At 55.6% G+C, this 22,436-nt stretch carries 23 protein-coding genes; 14 read left to right on the top strand and 9 right to left on the bottom strand.

The window, feature by feature from the left end; translation table 11 throughout:
• Positions 1 to 27: 27 nt before the first annotated feature.
• A complete protein-coding gene (locus ACOTWU_RS03240) occupies positions 28 to 579 on the bottom strand; it encodes an NAD(P)H nitroreductase (protein ID WP_032670093.1) in 552 nt (183 codons plus the stop codon).
• 167 nt (positions 580 to 746) lie between these two features.
• Here ACOTWU_RS03240 and sppA point away from each other — a divergent pair, with 167 nt between their 5' ends.
• The 4 genes from sppA to ACOTWU_RS03220 all read left to right on the top strand — a co-directional run bounded on the left by sppA (position 747) and on the right by ACOTWU_RS03220 (position 5,807).
• Entirely contained in the window at positions 747 to 2,603 is a 1,857-nt protein-coding gene (sppA, locus tag ACOTWU_RS03235) for a signal peptide peptidase SppA (RefSeq protein ID WP_126498929.1), read from the top strand.
• Positions 2,604 to 2,665: 62 nt separating this feature from the next.
• Entirely contained in the window at positions 2,666 to 3,682 is a 1,017-nt protein-coding gene (gene ansA, locus ACOTWU_RS03230; protein WP_032673734.1) for an asparaginase, read from the top strand.
• Between the two features lie 9 nt (positions 3,683 to 3,691).
• Positions 3,692 to 4,333, top strand: coding sequence for a bifunctional nicotinamidase/pyrazinamidase (gene pncA, locus ACOTWU_RS03225; RefSeq protein WP_045338914.1), 642 nt, complete (start codon positions 3,692 to 3,694; stop codon positions 4,331 to 4,333).
• A gap of 220 nt (positions 4,334 to 4,553) precedes the next feature.
• Positions 4,554 to 5,807 carry a glycoside hydrolase family 18 protein gene (locus tag ACOTWU_RS03220; protein ID WP_047057648.1) on the top strand — a complete coding sequence of 418 codons (1,254 nt, stop codon included), beginning with the start codon at positions 4,554 to 4,556 and terminating at the stop codon, positions 5,805 to 5,807.
• A 50-nt stretch (positions 5,808 to 5,857) separates the two neighbouring features.
• Here ACOTWU_RS03220 and ACOTWU_RS03215 read toward each other — a convergent pair whose 3' ends face one another.
• Together ACOTWU_RS03215 and msrB are read right to left on the bottom strand one after the other, a co-directional pair.
• Positions 5,858 to 6,130 carry a YeaC family protein gene (locus ACOTWU_RS03215; RefSeq protein ID WP_017384688.1) on the bottom strand — a complete coding sequence of 91 codons (273 nt, stop codon included), beginning with the start codon at positions 6,128 to 6,130 and terminating at the stop codon, positions 5,858 to 5,860.
• Between the two features lie 41 nt (positions 6,131 to 6,171).
• Entirely contained in the window at positions 6,172 to 6,585 is a 414-nt protein-coding gene (gene msrB / locus ACOTWU_RS03210; RefSeq protein WP_003857865.1) for a peptide-methionine (R)-S-oxide reductase MsrB, read from the bottom strand.
• Between the two features lie 341 nt (positions 6,586 to 6,926).
• Between msrB and gapA the strand changes: the two genes are divergently transcribed.
• A complete protein-coding gene (gene gapA / locus ACOTWU_RS03205) occupies positions 6,927 to 7,922 on the top strand; it encodes a glyceraldehyde-3-phosphate dehydrogenase (RefSeq protein ID WP_006809136.1) in 996 nt (331 codons plus the stop codon).
• Between the two features lie 74 nt (positions 7,923 to 7,996).
• Positions 7,997 to 8,881 (top strand): D-hexose-6-phosphate mutarotase, encoded by an 885-nt coding sequence (locus ACOTWU_RS03200; protein ID WP_032104146.1) that lies wholly within the window; start codon positions 7,997 to 7,999, stop codon positions 8,879 to 8,881.
• A 66-nt stretch (positions 8,882 to 8,947) separates the two neighbouring features.
• On the opposite strand, the gene ACOTWU_RS03195 is transcribed toward ACOTWU_RS03200, so the two are convergent.
• Complete coding sequence (locus ACOTWU_RS03195; RefSeq protein ID WP_017384691.1) at positions 8,948 to 9,694, bottom strand: MipA/OmpV family protein; 747 nt, start codon at positions 9,692 to 9,694, stop codon at positions 8,948 to 8,950.
• A gap of 432 nt (positions 9,695 to 10,126) precedes the next feature.
• Here ACOTWU_RS03195 and yeaG point away from each other — a divergent pair, with 432 nt between their 5' ends.
• The 3 genes from yeaG (at position 10,127) to ACOTWU_RS03180 (ending at position 14,034) form a co-directional block, all read left to right on the top strand.
• Complete coding sequence (gene yeaG / locus ACOTWU_RS03190; RefSeq protein WP_006809140.1) at positions 10,127 to 12,061, top strand: protein kinase YeaG; 1,935 nt, start codon at positions 10,127 to 10,129, stop codon at positions 12,059 to 12,061.
• Between the two features lie 89 nt (positions 12,062 to 12,150).
• Complete coding sequence (locus ACOTWU_RS03185; protein WP_252049305.1) at positions 12,151 to 13,434, top strand: DUF444 family protein; 1,284 nt, start codon at positions 12,151 to 12,153, stop codon at positions 13,432 to 13,434.
• Between the two features lie 99 nt (positions 13,435 to 13,533).
• Complete coding sequence (locus tag ACOTWU_RS03180) at positions 13,534 to 14,034, top strand: YbaK/prolyl-tRNA synthetase associated domain-containing protein (protein WP_032653242.1); 501 nt, start codon at positions 13,534 to 13,536, stop codon at positions 14,032 to 14,034.
• A 20-nt stretch (positions 14,035 to 14,054) separates the two neighbouring features.
• Here the strand turns inward: ACOTWU_RS03180 and yoaI are convergent, their stop codons facing one another.
• The gene (gene yoaI, locus ACOTWU_RS03175) at positions 14,055 to 14,156 is read right to left on the bottom strand and encodes a small membrane protein YoaI (RefSeq protein WP_017384693.1); all 102 of its coding nucleotides are present in this window, start codon (positions 14,154 to 14,156) and stop codon (positions 14,055 to 14,057) included.
• Between the two features lie 287 nt (positions 14,157 to 14,443).
• Between yoaI and ACOTWU_RS03170 the strand changes: the two genes are divergently transcribed.
• From ACOTWU_RS03170 to ACOTWU_RS03160, 3 genes are all read left to right on the top strand, one after another.
• Positions 14,444 to 15,775, top strand: a complete 1,332-nt coding sequence (locus ACOTWU_RS03170; RefSeq protein WP_047726891.1) for a glycoside-pentoside-hexuronide (GPH):cation symporter — start codon at positions 14,444 to 14,446, stop codon at positions 15,773 to 15,775.
• A 15-nt stretch (positions 15,776 to 15,790) separates the two neighbouring features.
• Positions 15,791 to 17,827, top strand: coding sequence for a TIM-barrel domain-containing protein (locus ACOTWU_RS03165; protein WP_126498930.1), 2,037 nt, complete (start codon positions 15,791 to 15,793; stop codon positions 17,825 to 17,827).
• 106 nt (positions 17,828 to 17,933) lie between these two features.
• Positions 17,934 to 18,380 carry a DUF441 domain-containing protein gene (locus ACOTWU_RS03160; protein ID WP_003857881.1) on the top strand — a complete coding sequence of 149 codons (447 nt, stop codon included), beginning with the start codon at positions 17,934 to 17,936 and terminating at the stop codon, positions 18,378 to 18,380.
• On the opposite strand, the gene ACOTWU_RS03155 is transcribed toward ACOTWU_RS03160, so the two are convergent.
• A complete protein-coding gene (locus ACOTWU_RS03155) occupies positions 18,364 to 19,155 on the bottom strand; it encodes an AraC family transcriptional regulator (protein ID WP_058686308.1) in 792 nt (263 codons plus the stop codon). The genes ACOTWU_RS03160 and ACOTWU_RS03155 overlap by 17 nt on opposite strands.
• A 99-nt stretch (positions 19,156 to 19,254) precedes the next feature.
• Between ACOTWU_RS03155 and ACOTWU_RS03150 the strand changes: the two genes are divergently transcribed.
• On the top strand, positions 19,255 to 20,442 hold the full coding sequence (locus tag ACOTWU_RS03150) for a CynX/NimT family MFS transporter (RefSeq protein WP_017384696.1): 1,188 nt from the start codon (positions 19,255 to 19,257) through the stop codon (positions 20,440 to 20,442).
• A 31-nt stretch (positions 20,443 to 20,473) separates the two neighbouring features.
• Here the strand turns inward: ACOTWU_RS03150 and ACOTWU_RS03145 are convergent, their stop codons facing one another.
• Positions 20,474 to 21,181 carry a CTP synthase C-terminal region-related (seleno)protein gene (locus ACOTWU_RS03145; RefSeq protein ID WP_023296323.1) on the bottom strand — a complete coding sequence of 236 codons (708 nt, stop codon included), beginning with the start codon at positions 21,179 to 21,181 and terminating at the stop codon, positions 20,474 to 20,476.
• A 151-nt stretch (positions 21,182 to 21,332) separates the two neighbouring features.
• On the opposite strand from ACOTWU_RS03145, the gene ACOTWU_RS03140 reads away from it, so the two are divergent.
• Positions 21,333 to 21,677, top strand: a complete 345-nt coding sequence (locus ACOTWU_RS03140) for a DUF488 domain-containing protein (protein ID WP_015570789.1) — start codon at positions 21,333 to 21,335, stop codon at positions 21,675 to 21,677.
• Here the strand turns inward: ACOTWU_RS03140 and ACOTWU_RS03135 are convergent, their stop codons facing one another.
• Positions 21,678 to 21,983 (bottom strand): hypothetical protein, encoded by a 306-nt coding sequence (locus ACOTWU_RS03135; RefSeq protein WP_015570790.1) that lies wholly within the window; start codon positions 21,981 to 21,983, stop codon positions 21,678 to 21,680. It abuts the gene before it with no gap.
• 80 nt (positions 21,984 to 22,063) lie between these two features.
• Positions 22,064 to 22,318: a DUF333 domain-containing protein gene (locus tag ACOTWU_RS03130; RefSeq protein WP_015570791.1), complete on the bottom strand. Its 255-nt coding sequence runs from the start codon at positions 22,316 to 22,318 to the stop codon at positions 22,064 to 22,066.
• Positions 22,319 to 22,436 lie beyond the last annotated feature (118 nt).

The raw sequence follows: 22,436 nt of genomic DNA, 5'->3' as shown, positions 1-22,436 counted from the left end.
AGAATCCAGACAGTTTAGCGCGGGTGATTAAAAACGGCTGACGAAAGGCGTGGTGTCCGGCACGCTAATGGTGCTGGAAGCTTTAAGCTGTGGGGTGCCGAGATAGAGGAAGCCGACAATTTTATCCTGTTCGCCGCAGGAGAAACCTTCCCGCACGGCGGCGCTCCCGGTCAGCGGCCCGGTACGCCAGATGCCGTTAAAGCCCTGCGCGACGGCGGCCATCTGCATTGCCATTACCGCGCAACCGGCAGACATCTCCTGCTCCCAGACCGGCACTTTATGATCGGCCTGACATTTTGCGACTACCGCGATGATCATCGGCGCACGGAACGGCGCGTTGCGGGCTTTATCAATCCCCTTCTCATCCTGGCCTGCGGCAACAGCCCCCTGCTCCAGCAGCTGGCTGAAGCGGTCGCGCCCTTCGCCTTCAATGATAAAGAAGTGCCACGGCTGCAATGTGCCATGGTCCGGCGCACGCATTCCGGCACGCAGAATGTTTTCCAGCTGCTCGCCGACGGGTGCCGGTTCGGCCAGGCGGGAAGCGCTACGACGGTTAACAAGCAGTTCAAGTGCGTCCATTGGTTAACTCCTTTCATGAAATTTACTCACAAAATTAACACGACAGCAGAATTTGTTACAGCGTGGCAGGCGATTCCTGCTGACAAGTGGCGGTTGGGTCATTACGATAACCGCACATTACCGTCCCGTGGCGACGGAAACAGTCCTTTTCTGGTTAGGGAGAATACATGCGAACCCTTTGGCGAATCTTTGCCGGTTTCTTTAAATGGACGTGGCGACTGCTCAACTTCGTCCGCAACCTGGTGATGAACATCTTCTTCATCTTCCTGGTCCTGGTATGCGCAGGTATCTGGATGCATATCAGCAACGCAACCCAGTCGCAGCATTCGACGCGCGGCGCGTTGTTACTCGATATCACCGGCGTGATTGTTGATAAGCCATCGACCAGCAACCGTCTGGGCGTGATTGGTCGCCAGCTGTTCGGCGCAACGTCAGACCGTCTTCAGGAAAACTCCCTGTTTGATATCGTCGACACCATCCGTCAGGCCAAAGACGATCGTAACATTACCGGTATCGTGCTGGACCTGAAAGATTTTGCCGGCGCCGATCAGCCGTCAATGCAGTACATCGGTAAAGCGCTGCGCGAATTCCGCGACAGCGGTAAACCGGTTATTGCCATTGGCGACAGCTACACCCAGGGACAATATTATCTGGCGAGCTTTGCCAATAAGATCTGGCTTTCGCCACAGGGCACGGTCGATCTGCATGGCTTTGCCACTAATGGTTTGTACTACAAATCGCTGCTCGACAAGCTGAAGGTCACCACCCACGTCTTCCGCGTCGGGACCTATAAATCCGCCGTGGAGCCGTTTATCCGCGATGATATGTCCCCTGCCGCCCGTGAAGCGGACAGCCGCTGGATTGGCGAGCTGTGGCAGAACTACCTCGGCACCATTGCCGCTAACCGTCAGATTACCGCTGAGCAGGTCTTCCCGGGCGCGCGCGGCGTGCTGGACGGCCTGCGCAAGGTGGACGGCGATACAGCGAAATACGCGCTTGATAACAAACTGGTCGATCAGCTGGGTTCCAGCGCTGAAATTGAAAAAGCGCTGACCAAACAGTTCGGCTGGAGTAAAGAGGATAAAAACTACAGCGCCATCAGCATGTATGACTACGCCGCGAAAAAGCCGGACGACAGCGGTGACAGCATCGCCGTGGTGTTTGCTAACGGGGCCATTATGGATGGCGAAGAGACGCCGGGGAACGTCGGCGGGGACACCACCGCGTCGCAGATCCGCGATGCGCGCCTGGATCCGAAAGTGAAGGCGATTGTCCTGCGGGTGAACAGCCCTGGCGGCAGCGTCAGCGCCTCTGAAGTGATCCGTGCTGAACTGGCCGCCGCGCGCGCCGCGGGCAAGCCGGTAGTGGTCTCGATGGGCGGCATGGCGGCTTCCGGGGGGTACTGGATCTCGACGCCAGCCAACTACATTGTGGCTAACCCAAGCACGCTGACCGGCTCGATTGGCATCTTCGGCGTGATCAACACCGTAGAGAACAGCCTGGATTATCTCGGCGTCCACACCGACGGCGTTTCCACCTCGCCGCTGGCGGACGTGTCCGTCACCAAATCCCTGCCGCCTGAGGTGTCTGAGATGATGCAGCTCAGCATTGAGAGTGGCTATAAACGTTTCATCACGCTGGTTGCGGACTCCCGTAAAAAGACGCCCGATCAGATTGACCAGATCGCTCAGGGCCACGTCTGGACCGGCCAGGACGCGAAGAGCAACGGCCTGGTAGACAGTCTGGGTGACTTCGACGACGCCGTGAAGAAAGCAGCGGAGCTGGCGAAGCTCAAGCAGTGGCACGTGGACTATTATCAGGACGAACCAACGTTCTTCGATATGGTCATGGACAGCATGTCCGGCTCCGTTCGTGCCATGCTGCCGGACGCGCTTCAGGCTTATCTGCCGGCGCCGGTGGCGACCGCGGCGAAAGCCATGAAAGCGGAGAGCGACAAGCTCGCAGCCTTTAATGATCCACAAAGCCGCTACGCGTTTTGCCTGACCTGTGCGAACGTGCGTTAAAAACCGTCCCCTCTTCCCGTGAAGAGGGGATTTTTTCTTTTGAAGAACAAGAACTCATTACCATGCAGAAGAAATCAATTTATGTCGCCTATACCGGCGGTACCATCGGTATGCAGCGCTCAGAAAATGGCTATATCCCGGTTTCCGGCCACTTGCAGCGCCAGCTGGCGCTGATGCCTGAATTCCACCGTCCGGAAATGCCGGACTTTACCATCCACGAATATGAGCCGCTGATGGACTCCTCCGACATGACGCCGGAAGACTGGCAGCATATTGCGGACGATATTAAAGCCCATTACGACCAGTACGACGGCTTCGTGATCCTGCACGGCACCGACACCATGGCGTTCACTGCCTCGGCGCTCTCCTTCATGCTGGAGAACCTGAGCAAGCCCGTCATCGTGACCGGCTCGCAGATCCCGCTGGCGGAACTGCGTTCCGACGGGCAGATCAATCTGCTGAATTCCCTTTACGTGGCGGCCAATTATCCGATTAACGAAGTGTCGTTGTTCTTCAATAACCGTTTGTATCGCGGGAACCGCACTACCAAAGCGCACGCCGACGGCTTTGACGCTTTTGCCTCACCTAACCTACAACCGCTGCTGGAAGCGGGGATCCATATCCGTCGTCTGGGCACGCCGCCCGCGCCAAATACCGCAGGCGAACTGATCGTTCACCCGATCACCCCGCAGCCGATCGGCGTGGTGACGATTTATCCGGGTATTTCCGCCGACGTGGTGCGCAACTTCCTGCGCCAGCCGGTGAAGGCGCTGATCCTGCGCTCCTATGGTGTGGGTAACGCCCCGCAGAACGGTGAATTCCTGAAAGAGCTTCAGGAGGCGAGCGATCGCGGGATTGTGGTGGTCAACCTCACCCAGTGTATGTCCGGCAAAGTCAATATGGGCGGCTACGCCACCGGTAATGCCCTGGCGCACGCTGGCGTGATCAGTGGTTTCGATATGACCGTTGAGGCAACGCTGACTAAACTTCACTATTTACTGAGTCAGGATCTGGATATTGATTCCATTCGCCGCGCCATGATGCAAAACCTGCGCGGTGAACTGACGCCGGACGAATAAGGAGGTCCCATGAAGCAACGCGCCCTGTTACTGGTCGATTTGCAAAATGATTTCTGTGCGGGCGGTGCGCTGGCCGTCGCGGAAGGCGACAGCACCGTAGACGTCGCGAATTCGCTGATTGAGTGGTGTAAAGCTCGTGGTGAAGCGGTGGTGGCGAGTCAGGACTGGCATCCGGCAAACCACGGCAGCTTTGCCAGCCAGCACAACGTTGAGCCTTACAGCCAGGGCGAACTGGACGGGCTGGCGCAAACCTTCTGGCCCGATCACTGCGTGCAGCAGACGGAGGGCGCTGAGTTGCATCCGCTGCTGAACCAGAAGGCCATCGACGCGGTGTTCCACAAAGGTGAAAACCCAACCATCGACAGCTACAGCGCGTTCTTTGATAACGGTCATCGTCAGAAGACGGCGCTGGACGCGTGGTTGCGCCACCATGAGATCACCGAGCTGATTGTGCTGGGCCTGGCGACGGATTACTGCGTGAAGTTCACCGTGCTGGATGCGCTCCAGTTGGGCTATACCGTGAATGTCATCACCGACGGCTGTCGCGGGGTGAATATTCAGCCGCATGACAGCGCTCAGGCGTTTATGGATATGGCCGCAGAAGGCGCAACGCTGTATACGCTGGCTGACTGGCTGGAGACGCAGGCGTAAGCTTTTTTAGCCGGGTGGCGGCTTCGCCTTACCCGGCCTACTTTCTCTGGTTTTGTAGACCGGGTAAGCGTCAGCGCCACCCGGCATTTCTTCCCCAATCCCCATAAAGTGAACTCCCTCGCATCACAAGCGAAACGGCGATGCTATTCTCTTCAGGCTGTTTTTTCGCCACGCCTTTTCTGTGGCGTGGTTATTTTTGTTCAGTCAAAGAGGAAATTATATGAAACGTTTGCCCTTGCTGGCAGCATTACCCTTGCTTTGCGCGTCACTGGCTTCCGCCGCGCCCCTGATGTCCGTGGGTTACTTCAATGGGGGTGGCGATGTTACCGCCGGACCGGGTGGCGATATTAATAAACTGGACGTCCGCCAGATCACCCACCTCAACTACTCGTTTGGTCTGGTCTATAACAACGAGAAAGACGAAACCAACGCCGCGCTGAAAGATCCGGCAAAACTGCATCAAATCTGGTTATCACCTAAGGTGGCATCCGATCTGGCGTTACTTCCTCAGCTTCGTAAACAAAACCCGAACCTGAAAGTCCTGCTTTCCGTTGGCGGCTGGGGGGCGCGTGGTTTTTCTGGCGCAGCGGCAACCAAAGAGAGTCGCGCGGTATTTATTCGCTCCGCGCAGGAGATCGTCAGTAAATACGGCCTGGACGGGATCGACCTGGACTGGGAATATCCGGTCAACGGCGCGTGGGGACTGGTCGAGAGCACCCCTGACGACCGGGATAATTTCACCGCGCTGTTAAAAGAGATGCGTGACGCGTTTGGTAAGAAAAAGCTGGTCACGATTGCGGTGGGCGCGAATGCGGAAAGTCCGAAAAGCTGGGTGGATGTGAAAGCCATTGCCCCCCTGCTCGATTACATCAACCTGATGACCTACGACATGGCGTACGGTACTCAGTATTTTAACGCGAATCTGTATGACTCCAGCGCCTGGCCAACGGTGGCTGCCGCAGACAAGTACAGCGTCGATTTTGTGGTGAATAACTATCTGGCCGCCGGGCTGAAGCCGCAGCAGATGAACCTCGGAATTGGTTTCTATGGGCGCGTGCCGAAGCGCGCCGTTGAACCGGGTATCGACTGGAGCAAATCGGACGCGCAGAACAATCCGGTGACGCAGCCCTACTTCGGGCCGCAGGAACTGGGCCTGTTCAAATCGCTTGGCTATGATCTGACCAAAGATACCTATGTGAAATACAACGATATCGTCCGCAAGCTGCTGAACGATCCGCAGAAACGCTTTACCGAGCACTGGGACGAACAGGCGAAGGTGCCGTGGCTGTCGGTGAAATCCGCCGACGGGAAGGCGCTGTTTGCGATTTCCTATGAGAACCCACGCTCCGTGGCGATCAAAGCGGATTACATCAAGGAGAAAGGTCTGGCTGGCGCCATGTTCTGGGAGTATGGGGCTGACGACGAAAACCAGCTCGCGAAACAGCTGGCGGAGTCGCTTGGGATCCCGCACTAAGATGTAGTGTGCCGGGTGGCGCTAGCGCTTACCCGGCCTACATGGGAGCTTTATTTGAAGGTCGCAATCGGCTTCGGCGCGATGCCGAACTCTTCTTTCAGCTCGCGCTTGCTTTTCATCACCATCTGACCGTTTGTGTCGATGGTCATGTGCTGGGCGTCGGTATTGTGACGCGCCTGCCACAGCATCACCAGTTGCAAACTGTTCTCTTTTTGCTCAGGTGTGAGCGCCACACCGTCCGGCCATTTTCCCAGCTCAACGGCCGTTACCAGACGCTGATAAACCTCCGGGGTCATACCTGCAATCATGTCATCAATATTCATGATCTCTCCCTTTCAAAGGAATAATTTGCTGAATCGTTTTTTCAACCCTTGGTCTGGTCGCCGTTTTCATCATCGGTAAAGCTCATGGAAGCCGAATTTACGCAGAAACGCTCCCCCGTCGGCTGCGGGCCATCCGGGAAGACATGCCCGAGATGGGCGTCACAGTTCCCGCAGCGAATTTCGGTGCGCACCATGCCGTGCGAGGTGTCCGTCAGGTAGCGGATCGCATCATCGCTGACAGGCTCGTAAAAGCTCGGCCAGCCGCAGCCAGAATCGTACTTCGTCTGGGAGTTAAACAGCGGTGCATCACACACCAGGCAATGGTAGACGCCTTCCCGTTTATTGTGCAGCAAACGCCCGGAAAACGGCGGTTCTGTGCCGTGATTTTGCGTCACGTAAAACTGCATCTCTGTAAGGTTTTTTTTCAAATCGTCGGGGTTACGTTGGTTCGACATATGCTTACATCTCGCTGTTGAAACAGACATCTTTTAACCCAGATTCTAACAAAACATTAACACCCGCGCGTGCACTTTTGTTCTAAACTTATGTGTCGCGAAAAGGCGGTCAGGCAATTGTGATCAATTTCACATTTTAATCCTGCGAGGCCTTTAAAATTCCGGGCGCAGCCCCCATGTGGTTGCTAGCTCAAAGGGAAAGTGAGGCGAGTCAGTCGCACAAACGTTAGTCACAGGATTGATTTGTCGCAATGATTGACACGATTCCGCTTGACGCTGCGTAAGGTTTTTGTAATTTTACAGGCAACCTTTTATTCACTAACAAATAGCTGGTGGAATATATGACTATCAAAGTAGGTATCAACGGTTTTGGCCGTATCGGCCGTATTGTTTTCCGTGCTGCTCAGAAACGTTCTGACATCGAAATCGTTGGTATCAACGATCTCCTGGACGCTGAATACATGGCGTACATGCTGAAGTACGACTCAACTCACGGTCGTTTCGACGGCACCGTTGAAGTGAAAGACGGCCACCTGGTTGTTAATGGCAAAACCATCCGCGTTACTGCTGAGAAAGACCCAGCTAACCTGAAATGGAACGAAATCGGTGTTGACGTTGTAGCTGAAGCTACCGGTATCTTCCTGACCGACGAAACTGCACGTAAACACATCACTGCGGGTGCGAAGAAAGTTGTTCTGACTGGTCCTTCCAAAGACAACACCCCAATGTTCGTTCGCGGTGCAAACTTCGAAACTTACGCTGGCCAGGACATCGTTTCCAACGCATCCTGCACCACCAACTGCCTGGCACCGCTGGCTAAAGTTATCAACGACAACTTCGGCATCATCGAAGGTCTGATGACTACCGTTCACGCAACCACCGCTACTCAGAAAACCGTTGATGGCCCGTCTCACAAAGACTGGCGCGGCGGCCGTGGCGCGGCTCAGAACATCATCCCATCTTCTACCGGTGCTGCTAAAGCAGTAGGTAAAGTACTGCCAGAACTGAATGGCAAACTGACTGGTATGGCGTTCCGCGTTCCAACTCCTAACGTATCCGTTGTTGACCTGACCGTTCGTCTGGAAAAAGCTGCTTCTTATGAAGAAATTAAGAAAGCAATCAAAGCTGCTTCCGAAGGCCCAATGAAAGGCGTTCTGGGTTACACCGAAGACGACGTTGTATCTACCGATTTCAACGGCGAAGTGTGCACTTCCGTGTTCGATGCTAAAGCAGGTATCGCACTGAACGACAACTTCGTGAAACTGGTTTCCTGGTACGACAACGAAACTGGCTACTCTAACAAAGTACTGGACCTGATCGCTCACATCTCCAAATAAGTTGAGATGAGTGCTTGATCCTAAAAGGCGACTTCGGTCGCCTTTTTTATTGTTTTTAGACAGAGGATTGCTTAATGATTAATAAAATTTTTGCACTTCCGGTAGTCGAACAACTTACCCCTGTGCTCTCCCGCCGTCAGATCGACGGTGCTGATATCATCGTTGTTGATCATCCGCGCGTTAAAGCCTCCGTAGCACTCAATGGCGCCCATCTGCTCTCCTGGAAACCAGAAGGTGAAGAAGAAGGCCTGTGGCTGAGCGAGGCCACCTCGTTCAAAAAAGGGGCGGCGATCCGCGGCGGCGTACCGATCTGCTGGCCATGGTTTGGCCCGTCAGCGCAGCAGGGTTTACCCTCACACGGTTTCGCCCGTAACCAGCAGTGGACGCTGAAAGCCCACAACGAAGATGAAAACGGTGCGGTGTTGACCTTTGAACTCCAGGCGAATGATGAAACGCGCGCCCTGTGGCCACATGAGTTCACCCTGTATGCCCGCTTCAAGCTGGGTAAAACCTGCGAAATTGAACTGGAAGCGCACGGCGAATTCGAAACAACGTCCGCCCTGCACACCTATTTCAACGTAGGCGACATTCAGGCCGTTAAGGTGAGCGGACTTGGCGATACCTTTATCGACAAAGTGGATAACGCGAAAGAAGGCAAGCTGGACGACGGCGTGCAGACTTTCCCGGATCGTACCGACCGCGTGTATCTGCACCCGGAAGCCTGTAGCGTCATCCACGACAGCGCGCTGAACCGCGGTATTGATGTGGTTCATCACCACCACAGCAACGTGGTGGGCTGGAACCCGGGCCCTGCCCTTTCCGTCAGCATGGCGGATATCCCGGATGACGGTTACAAGACCTTCGTGTGCGTGGAAACCGCGTGCGTGACCGCGCCGCAGAAAACCAGCGAAGAAAAACCGTCCCGCTTAGGCCAGACGATCAAGATTGTGAAGCGCTAATATTGTTCAGGCATCATAAAAAACAAACGGGGCGCTAGCGCCCCGTTTTAATGCATCACGTTCTGGTCAGAACTTGTAGGTCACACCCACGGAGAAGATGCCAGACCAGGACTTGTCGACCATCGGGCTGTCTTTCACCTCATCGCTCAGACGAATGTAACGGCCAGTACCGTACACATTCCAGTCACCGAGGAAGTTATACGAGGCGGTGAGTTCCAGGTACGGGTCCCAGCCATCATCCGCGCTGTAGCTCTTCAGACCGCTGCGGCGAGACTCCGCTTTAGACACGCCATAGTAGTAGTCGTTGTAATTCTCGCTGCTGTACTGCACACCAATACCCGGCGTCAGCGTCACTGCGCCGTTGGTATAGCGATAAAGCCACGCCAGATCCCAGATGAAGCCGTTGCTGTTGTCCAGGGTATCGCCCGCCAGCGCAGTGCGCAGGAAGCCATACTCGGTATTATGGACGTAAGAAAGCCCCGCCATCAGTGAGCTTCTGCGTTTGTCCAGCTGACGAAGCGCATTGCTGTCGCTGTCGCCTGGTTTAAAGTGCGTTGGATCGTAATAGGCCATGATGGAGAGCTTATCGGCCGTATCGTTCCACAGATAGTAGCCACCGCCCAACCCACGGAACCAGAAGTTATCGCCTTCATAGGTGACAACGGGGACAGGATAAACGTCGCGGTCATACTGCTTGTACGGGCTGTTAATCACGCCAGCACCCGCGCCAACAGTCCACTGGCTCTCAGCCTGTACGGTGCTCGCTGCGGTAGCGGCAAGGATGCCCAATGCCAGAAGTTTGAGTTTGGTCACAATCCATTCTTTCCTGTAGTCAAATAATCAGCGGGTGAAGTGTAACCGCCATTCCCGTACATCCCAAAATTTTTTGCGCGCTAATCCGTTTGATTAACCCGTTATTTTTCATTTTTCAGATGACATCCCGCTTTCATTTATGTGACCGATAAATGAAAAACCCACTTTTCGCTTATAACCGCAGTGGAAATTTTTGGATGAGTTATTGATATGTCATTGAAAGTAGATTTTATCCGTATGCAAGTTTTGCAATTGCCATCTACGCTTTAATTTAAGAAGAGGTTTTGCTGAACACCCTGCGGTTCATAGCCTTCGACCTGGCACACAGGTTGCTGCTCTGGCAGTGAGGTGCGAAAAATTCTCTTCCGGGAGCCTCCACTACTCATACGAACGGCTCTTATCCTGTGCTAAAAAACGAAAGGACGGCATGCCATGAATATATTCGATCACTATCGCCAGCGCTACGAAGCTGCCAAGGACGAAGAGTTCACACTGCAGGAGTTTCTTACCATTTGTCGGCAAGATCGCAGTGCCTATGCCAATGCGGCAGAACGGCTATTGATGGCTATTGGTGAGCCAAACATGGTTGATACTGCCCTGGAGCCACGGCTTTCCCGTCTATTTTCGAATCGGGTGGTCGCCCGATACCCGGCGTTTGAAGAGTTCTATGGCATGGAAGACGCCATTGAGCAGATCGTCTCCTACCTGAAGCATGCCGCTCAGGGGCTGGAAGAGAAGAAACAGATCCTTTATCTGCTGGGTCCGGTCGGTGGGGGTAAATCCTCTCTGGCTGAACGGCTGAAAGCGCTGATGCAGCGCGTGCCGATCTATGTGCTGAGCGCCAACGGCGAGCGCAGCCCGGTCAATGACCATCCGCTGTGCCTGTTTAATCCGCAAGAGGATGCGCAGATTCTGGAAAAAGAGTTTGGCATTCCGCATCGCTATCTCGGTACGATCATGTCGCCGTGGGCGGCAAAACGTCTGCACGAGTTTGGCGGGGACATCACCAAATTCCGCGTCGTGAAAGTGTGGCCGTCTATCCTCGAGCAGATCGCCATTGCCAAAACTGAACCCGGTGACGAGAACAACCAGGATATCTCGGCGCTGGTGGGTAAAGTCGATATCCGTAAGCTGGAGCATCACGCGCAAAACGACCCGGATGCCTACGGCTATTCCGGTGCGCTGTGCCGCGCCAACCAGGGGATTATGGAATTTGTCGAGATGTTTAAAGCACCGATCAAAGTGCTGCATCCGCTGCTGACCGCCACCCAGGAGGGGAACTACAACGGGACGGAAGGTATTTCCGCCCTGCCGTTTAACGGGATTATCCTCGCCCACTCTAACGAATCTGAATGGGTGACCTTCCGTAACAACAAAAACAATGAGGCGTTCCTTGACCGTGTGTACATCGTCAAAGTGCCTTATTGCCTGCGGATCTCCGAGGAGATCAAGATTTACGAAAAACTGCTCAACCACAGTGAGCTGGTTCATGCCCCTTGCGCACCGGGAACGCTGGAAACACTGTCGCGCTTCTCGATCCTGTCGCGCCTGAAAGAGCCGGAAAACTCCAGCATCTACTCAAAAATGCGCGTGTATGACGGCGAAAGCCTGAAGGATACCGACCCGAAAGCGAAATCGTACCAGGAATACCGCGATTACGCCGGGGTCGACGAAGGGATGAACGGTCTGTCGACGCGTTTCGCGTTTAAGATCCTCTCCCGCGTCTTTAACTTCGACCACGCGGAAGTGGCCGCCAACCCGGTTCATCTGTTCTACGTGCTGGAACAGCAAATTGAACGTGAACAATTCCCACAGGAGCAGGCTGAACGCTACCTGGAGTTCCTGAAAGGCTACCTGATCCCAAAATACGCCGAGTTTATCGGCAAAGAGATCCAGACCGCCTACCTGGAATCCTATTCTGAATACGGCCAGAACATCTTCGACCGGTACGTCACCTACGCTGACTTCTGGATCCAGGATCAGGAGTACCGCGACCCGGATACCGGCCAGTTGTTTGACCGTGAATCCCTGAACGCAGAGCTGGAAAAAATTGAGAAGCCAGCCGGGATCAGCAACCCGAAAGACTTCCGAAACGAGATTGTGAACTTCGTGCTGCGCGCCAGAGCACATAACAATGGCCGCAATCCGAACTGGACCAGCTACGAAAAACTGCGCACGGTTATAGAGAAGAAAATGTTCTCTAACACGGAAGAGCTGTTGCCGGTCATCTCGTTCAACGCCAAAACCTCAACCGACGAGCAGAAAAAGCACGACGATTTTGTCGACCGTATGATGGAGAAAGGCTATACCCGCAAACAGGTGCGCCTGCTCTGTGAATGGTATCTGCGCGTGCGTAAATCGTCTTAAAACAAGTGCCCGGTAACGCGCTTACCGGGCCAACAAAATGTCCGGCACTTACGGACGCTGCAAGTTGGCAAATGCAGTACGGGGGATATATGACCTGGTTTATTGACCGGCGTCTTAACGGCAAAAACAAGAGCACGGTGAATCGCCAGCGCTTCTTGCGCCGTTATAAAGCGCAAATTAAACAGTCGATCTCCGAGGCCATCAACAAACGCTCGGTGACCGACGTCGACAGCGGCGAATCCGTCTCCATCCCTAACGATGACATCAGCGAACCGATGTTTCATCAGGGGCGTGGCGGCCTTCGCCATCGCGTGCACCCAGGTAATGACCACTTCGTCCAGAATGACAGAATCGAGCGGCCACATGGCGGAGGCGGCGGTTCTGGCAGCGGTCAGGGACAGGCCAGCCAGGACGGTGAAGGCCAGGACGAGTTCGTCTTCCAGATTTCAAAAGACGAATATCTCGACCTGCTGTTTGAGGATCTGGCCCTGCCGAATCTGAGAAAGAATCAGCACCGTCAGCTCAACGAATACAAAACCCATCGCGCGGGTTATACCGCAAACGGGGTGCCCGCCAACATCAGCGTGGTGCGTTCACTGCAAAACTCGCTGGCGCGACGCACGGCGATGACGGCAGGCAAACGGCGCGAACTGCGCGAGCTGGAAACCAGCCTGAAAGTGGTGGAAAACACCGAACCGGCGCAACTGCTGGAAGAGGAGCGCCTGCGAAAAGAGATCGCCGAACTGCGGGCGAAGATCGACCGGGTGCCGTTTATCGACACGTTCGACCTGCGCTACAAGAACTACGAAAAACGGCCGGAGCCTTCCAGCCAGGCGGTGATGTTCTGCCTGATGGACGTGTCAGGTTCAATGGATCAGGCCACCAAGGATATGGCTAAGCGTTTTTATATTCTGCTCTATCTGTTCCTGAGCAGAACGTATAAGAACGTGGAGGTGGTCTACATCCGCCATCACACTCAGGCGAAAGAGGTGGATGAACATGAGTTCTTCTACTCGCAGGAGACCGGCGGCACCATCGTGTCGAGCGCCCTGAAGCTGATGGATGAGGTGGTGAAGGAGCGCTACGATCCGGCGCAGTGGAACATCTACGCCGCGCAAGCATCGGATGGCGATAACTGGGCGGATGACTCGCCGCTGTGTCATGAAATTCTGGCGAAGAAGATCCTGCCGGTGGTGCGTTACTACAGCTACATTGAAATTACCCGTCGCGCCCACCAGACGCTGTGGCGTGAGTATGAGCATCTGCAAGCGATGTTCGATAACTTTGCGATGCAGCACATTCGTGACCAGGATGACATCTATCCGGTCTTCCGGGAACTGTTCCAGAAGCAGTCGTCCACCAGCAACGCATGACCCAACAGCCAGCGCGCCCGCTGGCTGTTTTCTTTCAGCCCTCTCCGTCCCGTGCTAATGTAGCAAGCTACGTATTGGCAAATCACAGGTGAAATCGTTATGTCTGATGACGTGACCGGGACGACGACCCATCAGCAGCTAATCAGCTTATTAACCGAGCAGGAGGCGCGCTTTCGCGTGGTGGCGCATGAGGCCGTTGGGAAATGCGAAGCGGTCAGTGAAATTCGCGGGACCGATCTCCGACAGGGTGCAAAAGCACTGGTCTGCAAGGTAAAAGGCAACGGCGTTAAGAAACATATTCTGGCAATCCTCGCCGCCGATCGGCAGGCCGATCTGAGCCTGCTGGCCAGTCATTTCGGTGGGCTAAAGGCCTCGCTCGCCAGTCCGGCTGAAGTGGATGCGCTTACCGGCTGCGTTTTCGGCGCCATTCCCCCCTTCAGCTTTCACCCGGATCTGACGCTGGTCGCCGATCCGCTGCTGTTTGAGCGCTTCGACGAGATCGCGTTTAACGCCGGCCTGCTGGAAAAATCGGTGATTATGGATACCCAGGACTATCTGCGTATCGCTCGTCCTGAACTGGTGACGTTCCGTAAACAGTAAATACAGCGGCTGGCTAACGGTCAGCCGTTTTCCAGCAGCAGCACGGAAGCAATCAAAATAATCGCGATGATAAAAAACGATGAGGAGATAATCAGCGTTTCGACAAACATAGGATCGTTCATGATGCCCTCTGCTTTGCCCATTTGCCTCTTTTTTACCCCCGCACAATGACAGTTAAATGACAATGACGCGTCCGCGAAATAACTATTTTTCCGCTGAAACGATTCGCTGTTAACTATCCTTCCCCCGTATAAAGTCACTGTTTAAATACTTTATTTGTTACCGGTATCACGAAAAGAAATTTACGTAACCCCAATGCCAGATCTCGCAATTGTTAACCTTTTCATCCTGGTTAAACCTGTTTACGGAGCACCTCATAAATAAACCTTACACTGGCAAGGTGAATACAATGACCGAAATAATTACCCGTAAAGAAAAAATCAGTTATGGGTTAGGCGATATGGCGAGCCATATTGGGCTGGATAACGTCATTATTTTTCTGACGTTTTACTATACGGACGTGGTGGGGCTACCTGCCGCATTCGTGGGCACCATGTTTCTTCTGGCGAGAACCGCCGATGCCATAATAGACCCGGCGATGGGCTATATCGCAGACAGGACGCGCACGCGCTGGGGCAAATTCCGCCCCTGGATGCTGTGGCTGGCGCTGCCCTTTGGCGCAAGTTGTCTGCTGACCTACGCTGTGCCGGCATCGCTCGATCTGCACGGTAAAATGATTTTCGCCACCGTCAGCTATACCCTGATGATGCTGATGTATACCGCAATCAATATTCCCTATTGCTCCATGGGCGCGGTGATTACGCCCGACAACGATGCGCGAATTTCCCTCCAGTCTTATCGCTTTTTCCTGGCCACGCTAGGCGGCGCGCTGTCGACATTCTTTATGATGCCGCTGGCAGAGTTTTTAGGCGGCGATGATAAATTACTGGGCTACCGCTGGGCGATGGCCATTATGGCGACCGTCGCGGTCATCATGTTCTGGATCTGCTTCGCCAATACGCGTGAACGTATTAAGGCTCCCGCTACCCACAATAATTATCTTGCGGAACTGCGGGATTTATTACGAAACGACCAATGGCGGGTTGTCGCCGTCCTGGTATTAACCAACATTGGTTTTGGCGTTATTCGCCTTGGCGCAATGATGTATTTCGTGACTTATTATCTCGGTAGCGCGAGCTATTTTATGTGGATGCTCGGGGCGCATATTCTCGGGAAAGCCGCAGGCAGCGCGCTGGCCAAACGTCTGACGCAGAACGTCAGCAAAGTGCAGATGTTTGGATACTGTTCCGTACTGGCGGGGGTACTCAGCATCGCCCTGTTCTTTGCGCCGAAGTCAGTGCTTATTCTGGTGCCCATGACGTTTATCGTCTCCACCCTTTACCAGGCCACCACCACGCTGATGTGGGTAATGATGGCGGACGTCGCCGATTACGGCGAATGGAAACAGGGCAAACGCATGGACGGCGTGATCTTCTCCACCTTCCTCGCCGTACTCAAGCTGGGGATGGCGATCAGCGGCGCGATTGTTGGCTGGACGCTGGGCTTAAGCGGCTATGTCGCCAATGCCCCGGAACAGACCACCACGGCCATGTACTGCATCATCGCCCTCTTCACCGTCGTGCCTGGCGTCTTGTCACTCTGCGCGTTTGCCACGCTGCGCTGGTACAAGCTCGACGACAGCACAATGCAATCCATCCATCTTGCCAAACACCCTGTTTAGAAGGACGCGTTATCCATGAGTGAGCTGATCCAACATTCCAACAGCATCGAATGGCGTTTTGAACGCCAGATCCTGCGTATTGAACCGTGGGGGGAAAACAGCCTGCGCGTCAGGGCCACCTGCTCTCCGGCTTTTGATGACGCTTTACAGGCACTGTTGCCCGCCGCCCCTTGCCAGGCTGAGATTGTCGCCGAAGCGGAAAGCCTGACGCTGCGCAACGGCAATATTACCGCGACGCTGAACCTTAAAGGTCAGCTGGCCTTCTACAATCAGCGCGGCGAACTGCTGCTGGAGGAGATGTGGCGCCAGCGCTCAACGGTGGGTATCGGTGCCAGCGAGAAAAGTCAGGATAAATATGTCAGCGCCCTGAAGCTGGATGGCCGCGAATTTAAGCCGCTAATGGGGGGGAAATATCAGCTCACCGTCCGGTTTGAATCGCGTCCGGATGAACGCATCTATGGCATGGGTCAGTATCAACAGCCGTGGCTGGATCTGAAAGGCTGTACGCTGGAACTGGCGCAGCGCAACTCCCAGGCCAGCGTGCCCTTTATGCAGTCCAGCCTTGGCTATGGCCTGCTTTGGAACAACCCGGCGATTGGTGAAGCCAGCTTTGCAAAAAATCAGACGGAATGGCGCGCCCGCGTGACGGGAGAAATGGACTACTGGATCACCGCCGCTGATACGGTGGCGGATATCACCCGCCAGTATGTGAAAGCCACCGGTACTCCGCCCTCCGCCCCGGCGTTTATCAGCGGGCTGTGGCAGTGCAAATTACGCTACCGCACCCAGCAGGAGGTGCTGGAGGTTGCGCGGGAGTATCGCCGCCGTAATCTGCCGCTGTCGGTGATGGTCATCGACTTTTTCCACTGGCCGAATCAGGGCACCTGGTGCTTCGACCCCGTAGACTGGCCCGATCCTGAAGGGATGGTCGACGAGCTGCGCGAAATGGGTATTGCGCTGATGGTGTCGGTGTGGCCAACGGTAGAGGCGCGCAGCCCTCTCTACCCGCTGATGAAAGCCAAAGGCTGGCTGGTCAGCAGTGAACGTGGCGTGCAGGTCAACCTCGATTTTATGGGCAATACCACCTTCTTTGATGCGACCCATCCTGAGGCGCGGAAATTCGTCTGGGATACGGTGAAGAAAAATTACTACGACATGGGCATTAAGCTGTTCTGGCTGGACGAAGCGGAGCCGGAATACCGCGCCTATGATTTTGACAACTATCGCTACCACGCCGGTCCGGTGCTGGAAGTGGGCAATCGCTACCCGCGTGACTTTGCGCAGGGCTTTTTCGATGGGCTCCAGGCAAATGGTGAAACCGACATTGTTAACCTGGTACGCTGTGCCTGGGCAGGCAGCCAGCGCTTCGGCGTGCTGGCGTGGTCGGGTGATGTCCACTCCTCGTTCCATGCTTTTCGCAATCAACTCGCCGCGGGACTGAATATGGGGCTGGCGGGGATCCCATGGTGGACAACCGATATCGGTGGCTTCCAGGGAGGGAACGTTAACGACCCGGCGTTCCACGAATTGCTGATCCGTTGGTTCCAGTGGGCGGTGTTTACACCGGTTCTGCGCATGCACGGCTATCGCGAACCGCAGATCCAGCCCCCGGAGCGCTACCGTGACGGCATTCCTCAGTGTAACAGCGGTTCGCCTAATGAGCTGTGGAGTTACGGAGAAGAGAATTACGCCATCATGCAGCACTGGCTTACCGTGCGCGAAACCCTGCGCCCGTATATTGACGCGTTGTACCAGCAGGCTCATCTGCACGGAGACCCGCTCATGCGTCCGCTGTTCTGGCAATATCCGCAGGATAAGCAGAGCTGGGCGTGTGAAGATCAGTATCTGTTTGGCGAAGATCTGCTGGTGGCGCCGGTTATGCAGGCCGGTCAGCGTGAGCGCGATGTCTGGCTGCCGACGGGCAATAGCTGGGTCGCTCTCAACGGTGAGCGCTACGCCGGTGGGGAGCATATCCGGGTGCCTGCGGCGCTGGAAACCATCCCGGTGTTTATCCGCGAGGGAAGTCCACTTATCCAGCAGCTGGTGGACTGACGTCAGGCAAGTGCCCAAAAATAGACAATTTTTTCAGTAAAGCCTGCCTGCCGTCGCGTTTGCGCGTAAAGTAAGCAGGCTTACTATTTTTGGCAAGGATCCCGTCATGTTCGACCCTACACTGCTCATACTTTTGGCCCTGGCTGCTCTGGGTTTTGTCAGCCACAACACCACCGTCGCGATTTCCATTCTGGTCCTGATCATCGTTCGCGTCACACCATTGAATACCTTCTTCCCGTGGATAGAAAAACAGGGGCTTACCATCGGGATCATTATTTTGACCATCGGCGTGATGGCCCCGATTGCCAGCGGAACGCTACCGGCCTCAACGCTGCTGCACTCCTTTGTAAACTGGAAATCGCTGGTGGCGATTGCGGTGGGCGTTTTTGTCTCATGGCTTGGCGGGCGCGGCGTGACGCTGATGAGCAGCCAGCCTTCACTGGTGGCCGGGCTGCTGGTGGGCACCGTGTTAGGCGTGGCGCTGTTTCGTGGCGTGCCGGTTGGCCCGCTGATTGCTGCCGGACTGGTTTCGCTGTTTATCGGGAAGTCGTAGTCAGGCTGGCGATATAGCGGGCGGGCGTCTGTCCCAGTCCTTTCTTAAACATGGTGATGAAGGCGGTGGTGGAGTCATACCCCAGCGCCTGCGCCGCCTGCTGAACCGACTTTCCGCCGATCAAAAACTGCAATGCGACAATCAGCTGGAGCTGGTGCCGCCAGCGGCGAAAGCTCAAGCCAGTCTCTTTCACCACCAGCCGCGCCAGATTGCGTTCGCTCATGGCAAAGTGGCTGGCCCACTGCGCCAGCGTCTGCCAGGCGGCAGGTTCGTTTGCCATGGTCTCACTCATCAGGCGAATTTTTGGATGCGGAGATACCGGCAGCTGTAGATGCTCCTGCGGTTGCAGGGGCAGTTCATCAAACAGGACGTCAACCAGCCTTCCGGTAGGGGGAAGAGGCAGTTCCTCCCGTGACCTGTCCGCAAGCGCCAGCACCAGCTCCCGCACCAGGGGCGATATTTTCAGCGTACAGGTACGCGTCGGCAATTCGAGCGCACCGGGTTCAATAAACAGCAGACAGAGCTGCGCGCCGGGCGTCGCCTTGTTGCTGTGCGGCGTTTGTCCCGGGATCCACACCGCATACTGGGGCGGCACCATCAGCATCGCGTTCTCCACTTCACAGGTGATCGCGCCACCCAGCGCCATAATCAGCTGCCCTTTGCGGTGCTGATGCAGCGGAATATATTGTTCCTGTGCCACCACGCGGATGCGAAAGGCCACCGCCGCGTCGTGCTGGCTATCGGGATCGTAGCCATCGAGCCCCAGTCCGTACATAAAGTTGTCCGATATTAGCGATAAACTGTCATTTTAGCCTGATTTCAACCACGACTTAAATCGGTATGGTATGCGCTCGCCTGAACGTAAGAGACAATAATGACTACTGCTATTCAACCTTCCGGGAAACAGGGTGCGCTGCTGATTGCAGGCATCCTGATGATTGCCACGACGCTGCGCGTCACCTTTACCGGTGTCGCCCCCCTGCTCGATACCATCCGACAGGACTATGGTTTAAGCACGGCGCAAACCGGCCTGCTCACGACGCTGCCTCTGCTGGCCTTCGCCTTTATCTCTCCCCTTGCCGCAGGCGTCGCCCGGCGCCTGGGCATGGAGCGCAGCCTTTTTATCGCTCTGCTGCTGATTTGCATCGGGATTGGCGTACGTTCGCTGCCGTCGGCCTCGCTGCTGTTTATCGGTACGGCGATCGTGGGCTGTGGGATTGCGCTGGGCAATGTCCTGTTACCTGGCTTAATCAAACGTGATTTTCCGGGCCAGGTCGCAAAACTGACGGGGGCTTATTCGCTGACGATGGGAGCCGCTGCTGCCGCAGGGTCGGCGCTGATCGTCCCGCTGTCGCTGGGGAGTGGTGGCTGGCACGGGGCGCTGTTGATGCTGATGTTCTTCCCGCTGGTGGCGCTGCTGCTGTGGTTACCGCAATGGCGCCAGAAGCCGGCCGCCACCCTGACCGGAGCGGGCGCGTTGCACAATCGGGCTATCTGGCGCTCGGCGCTCGCCTGGCAGGTGACGCTTTTTCTGGGCATTAACTCGCTGATTTACTACGTCATTATCGGCTGGTTACCCGCGATTTTGCTTAGCCATGGCTACAGCGAAACGCAGGCTGGCTCCATGCACGGGCTTCTCCAGCTGGCAACCGCGGTTCCCGGTCTCGCCATTCCGCTGATCCTGCACCGTCTTAACGATCAGCGTGGCATTGCCGGGCTAGTCGCCCTGATGTGCGCCGTCAGCGCGGCCGGGTTCTGGTTCGCGCCGGGGCTGGCCGTCGTCTGGACGCTGGTGTTTGGGTTTGGATCCGGCGCCACCATGATCCTCGGCCTGACGTTTATCGGGCTGCGCGCCAGCTCGGCCCATCAGGCCGCGGCGCTCTCCGGCATGGCACAGTCGATTGGCTATCTTCTGGCGGCCTGTGGCCCACCGCTGATGGGGAAAATTCACGATACCGCCGGAGACTGGCGCATTCCGCTGCTCGCCTGCGCGCTGGCCGCGGTGGTGATGGCGTTATGCGGTATGCTTGCCGGGCGTGACCGGGAGATCACACCCCGCTGACATTCAAGGCAGACCCGGAGGTCTGCTTTTTTTAACCCTGCGCCGCCCGCATCATGGCCTGTACCAGCACGACCGGGCGCCCTTGTAGCGCGGCCCGCTCATGCTGGAACAGGGTGAGGACAAAGAAAGGATGGGTTACCAGCTCTGCCGCGCGGATCTCGCCCTGCTCGTCCCAGCCCGTTACGCGCATGTCGCCCCGCTCAAGCTGGTCGGCAAACTCAGGTGAGACGCCGTAATTGCAGTGATACCCCTCCTGAATTTCCGGCTTGCCATACGCTTTAGCAATCAGCGTGTTATTTCGCAGCTCGATCGCGTCGGTTTTTTCCACCAGCGAGCAGGTCAGCGGCGCAATTACCATCCTTCCCTCGGTGTCGGTTTCGGCATGGCCTGCATCGTGCCAGCCCAGTACATTACGCGCATACTCAATCAGCGCATGCTGGAACCCGCCGCAGGTGCCGAGAAAGGGGATGCTGTTCTCACGCGCGTAACGGGCCGCAATAAACGCCGCCTCGGTGTTTTTATACGGGCTTGCCGGTACCAGCCAGATGGCATCGTACCCGACCAGGTCTTCGGGGCTGGTCAGCTCAGGCGTGGCGAGCCAGTCATAATCAGCGGTGAGCTCCAGAACCGCAGCGGCGTCGTCAATCGCCAGCGGGATCGCCTGGTGCGCAATAACATCGGGATTGTAATCACCAACCAGCGCAATGCGCAGCGTCGTTTTAACCGGGGAGAGTTCCATCAGAGATTCCTTATGCCGGAGGATTTTCAGATAACATAAGGAACCTCAGACTACCGATCTTTTGCAATTATCACAATACCTTAAATTGGGTGGATAAAAGCCGGGTGCTATAGTGTTCTTGCAGAACGTCGTAAGGAAATGAGGAGGACCCATGATTCAATGTAAACGCGTGTATGAGCAGGCGACCTCAAAAGACGGTTACCGGATCCTGGTCGACAGACTCTGGCCGCGAGGGATAAAAAAGACCGACCTCGCCTGTGACGAGTGGTGTAAAGCGCTAACGCCGTCCAGCGAACTGCGAAAAGCTTTTCACAGTGAAACGATAGATTTCACCGCGTTCAGTGAAGCCTATCGTAAAGAGCTGGCGCAGCATCCGGATGAAGGCAAACGCCTGGCGGCTCTCGCCAAACAGCAGACCGTGACGCTACTCTATGGGGCGAAAAATACGGAGCAGAATCACGCGCAGGTACTGGCAGACTGGCTGCGTAAACTGTGATTAACCGATCGCCAGCTCATCCACGTTGTGTGGCATCTCGTCGGGAGTAAGCGGCATCAGATGTTCCGGGCGAACAAACGCAAAGCCGTGCTGATTATCAAAGGCGTAAACATCACCGGTGACCAGCCACAGCGCACGCGCTGACGTGGCGGGTAATTGCGTCATGACGCCGTTAACCGGGTTCACAAAACGCTGGCCCGGCTGACAGAGGCCAAACAGCTCGACGGATTTACCGATATTTCGACGGCCTGCCGCCGTACGCGCACCCACGATCATCGCCATGCTGCCCGGTTTTAACTGAAACATACTTCTTCTCGCATACGTACTGCCAGAAACTGGCTAAGAATAATCCTAAAGAGAAGTGTATCGCAGTTTTATTGCCGTTGTCATCTGGTCGGTTGCGGGTGATCGCGGCGGTAAAGATCCCATTCATCGATCACTTCCCCGCCGGGCAGTTTGCACTCGGTACGTACGCCCTGCGGGCTTTGAACAGGGATTTGCTCTCCCCCTTTCTCCAGACAGTACACTGACGCCGGGTTTGCCATACCAATAGCGTGCGGCGGTTGAGGCGCATCAGGAGGGGTTGTCTTTGTTGAGCAGGCGGCCAGCGGTAAAACCAGCGCCAGGAGAAGATATTTCATTATCATGATCCTTCAGGGTGTAAAAATGTCAGAGTAACGGGTCATCGCCGTTTTCTCCATGATTTCTCCATTAAACCTGCACGATTCCCCCTTATAGTGATGCCTGTTCTCACACTGA

The organism is Enterobacter cloacae complex sp. GYL001, assembly GCF_049237125.1.
GTDB classification, from domain to species: Bacteria; Pseudomonadota; Gammaproteobacteria; order Enterobacterales; family Enterobacteriaceae; genus Enterobacter; species Enterobacter hormaechei_C.
The sequence above is the reverse complement of the archived record's forward strand: the minus strand, read 5'-3'. Positions and strand labels throughout refer to the sequence as shown.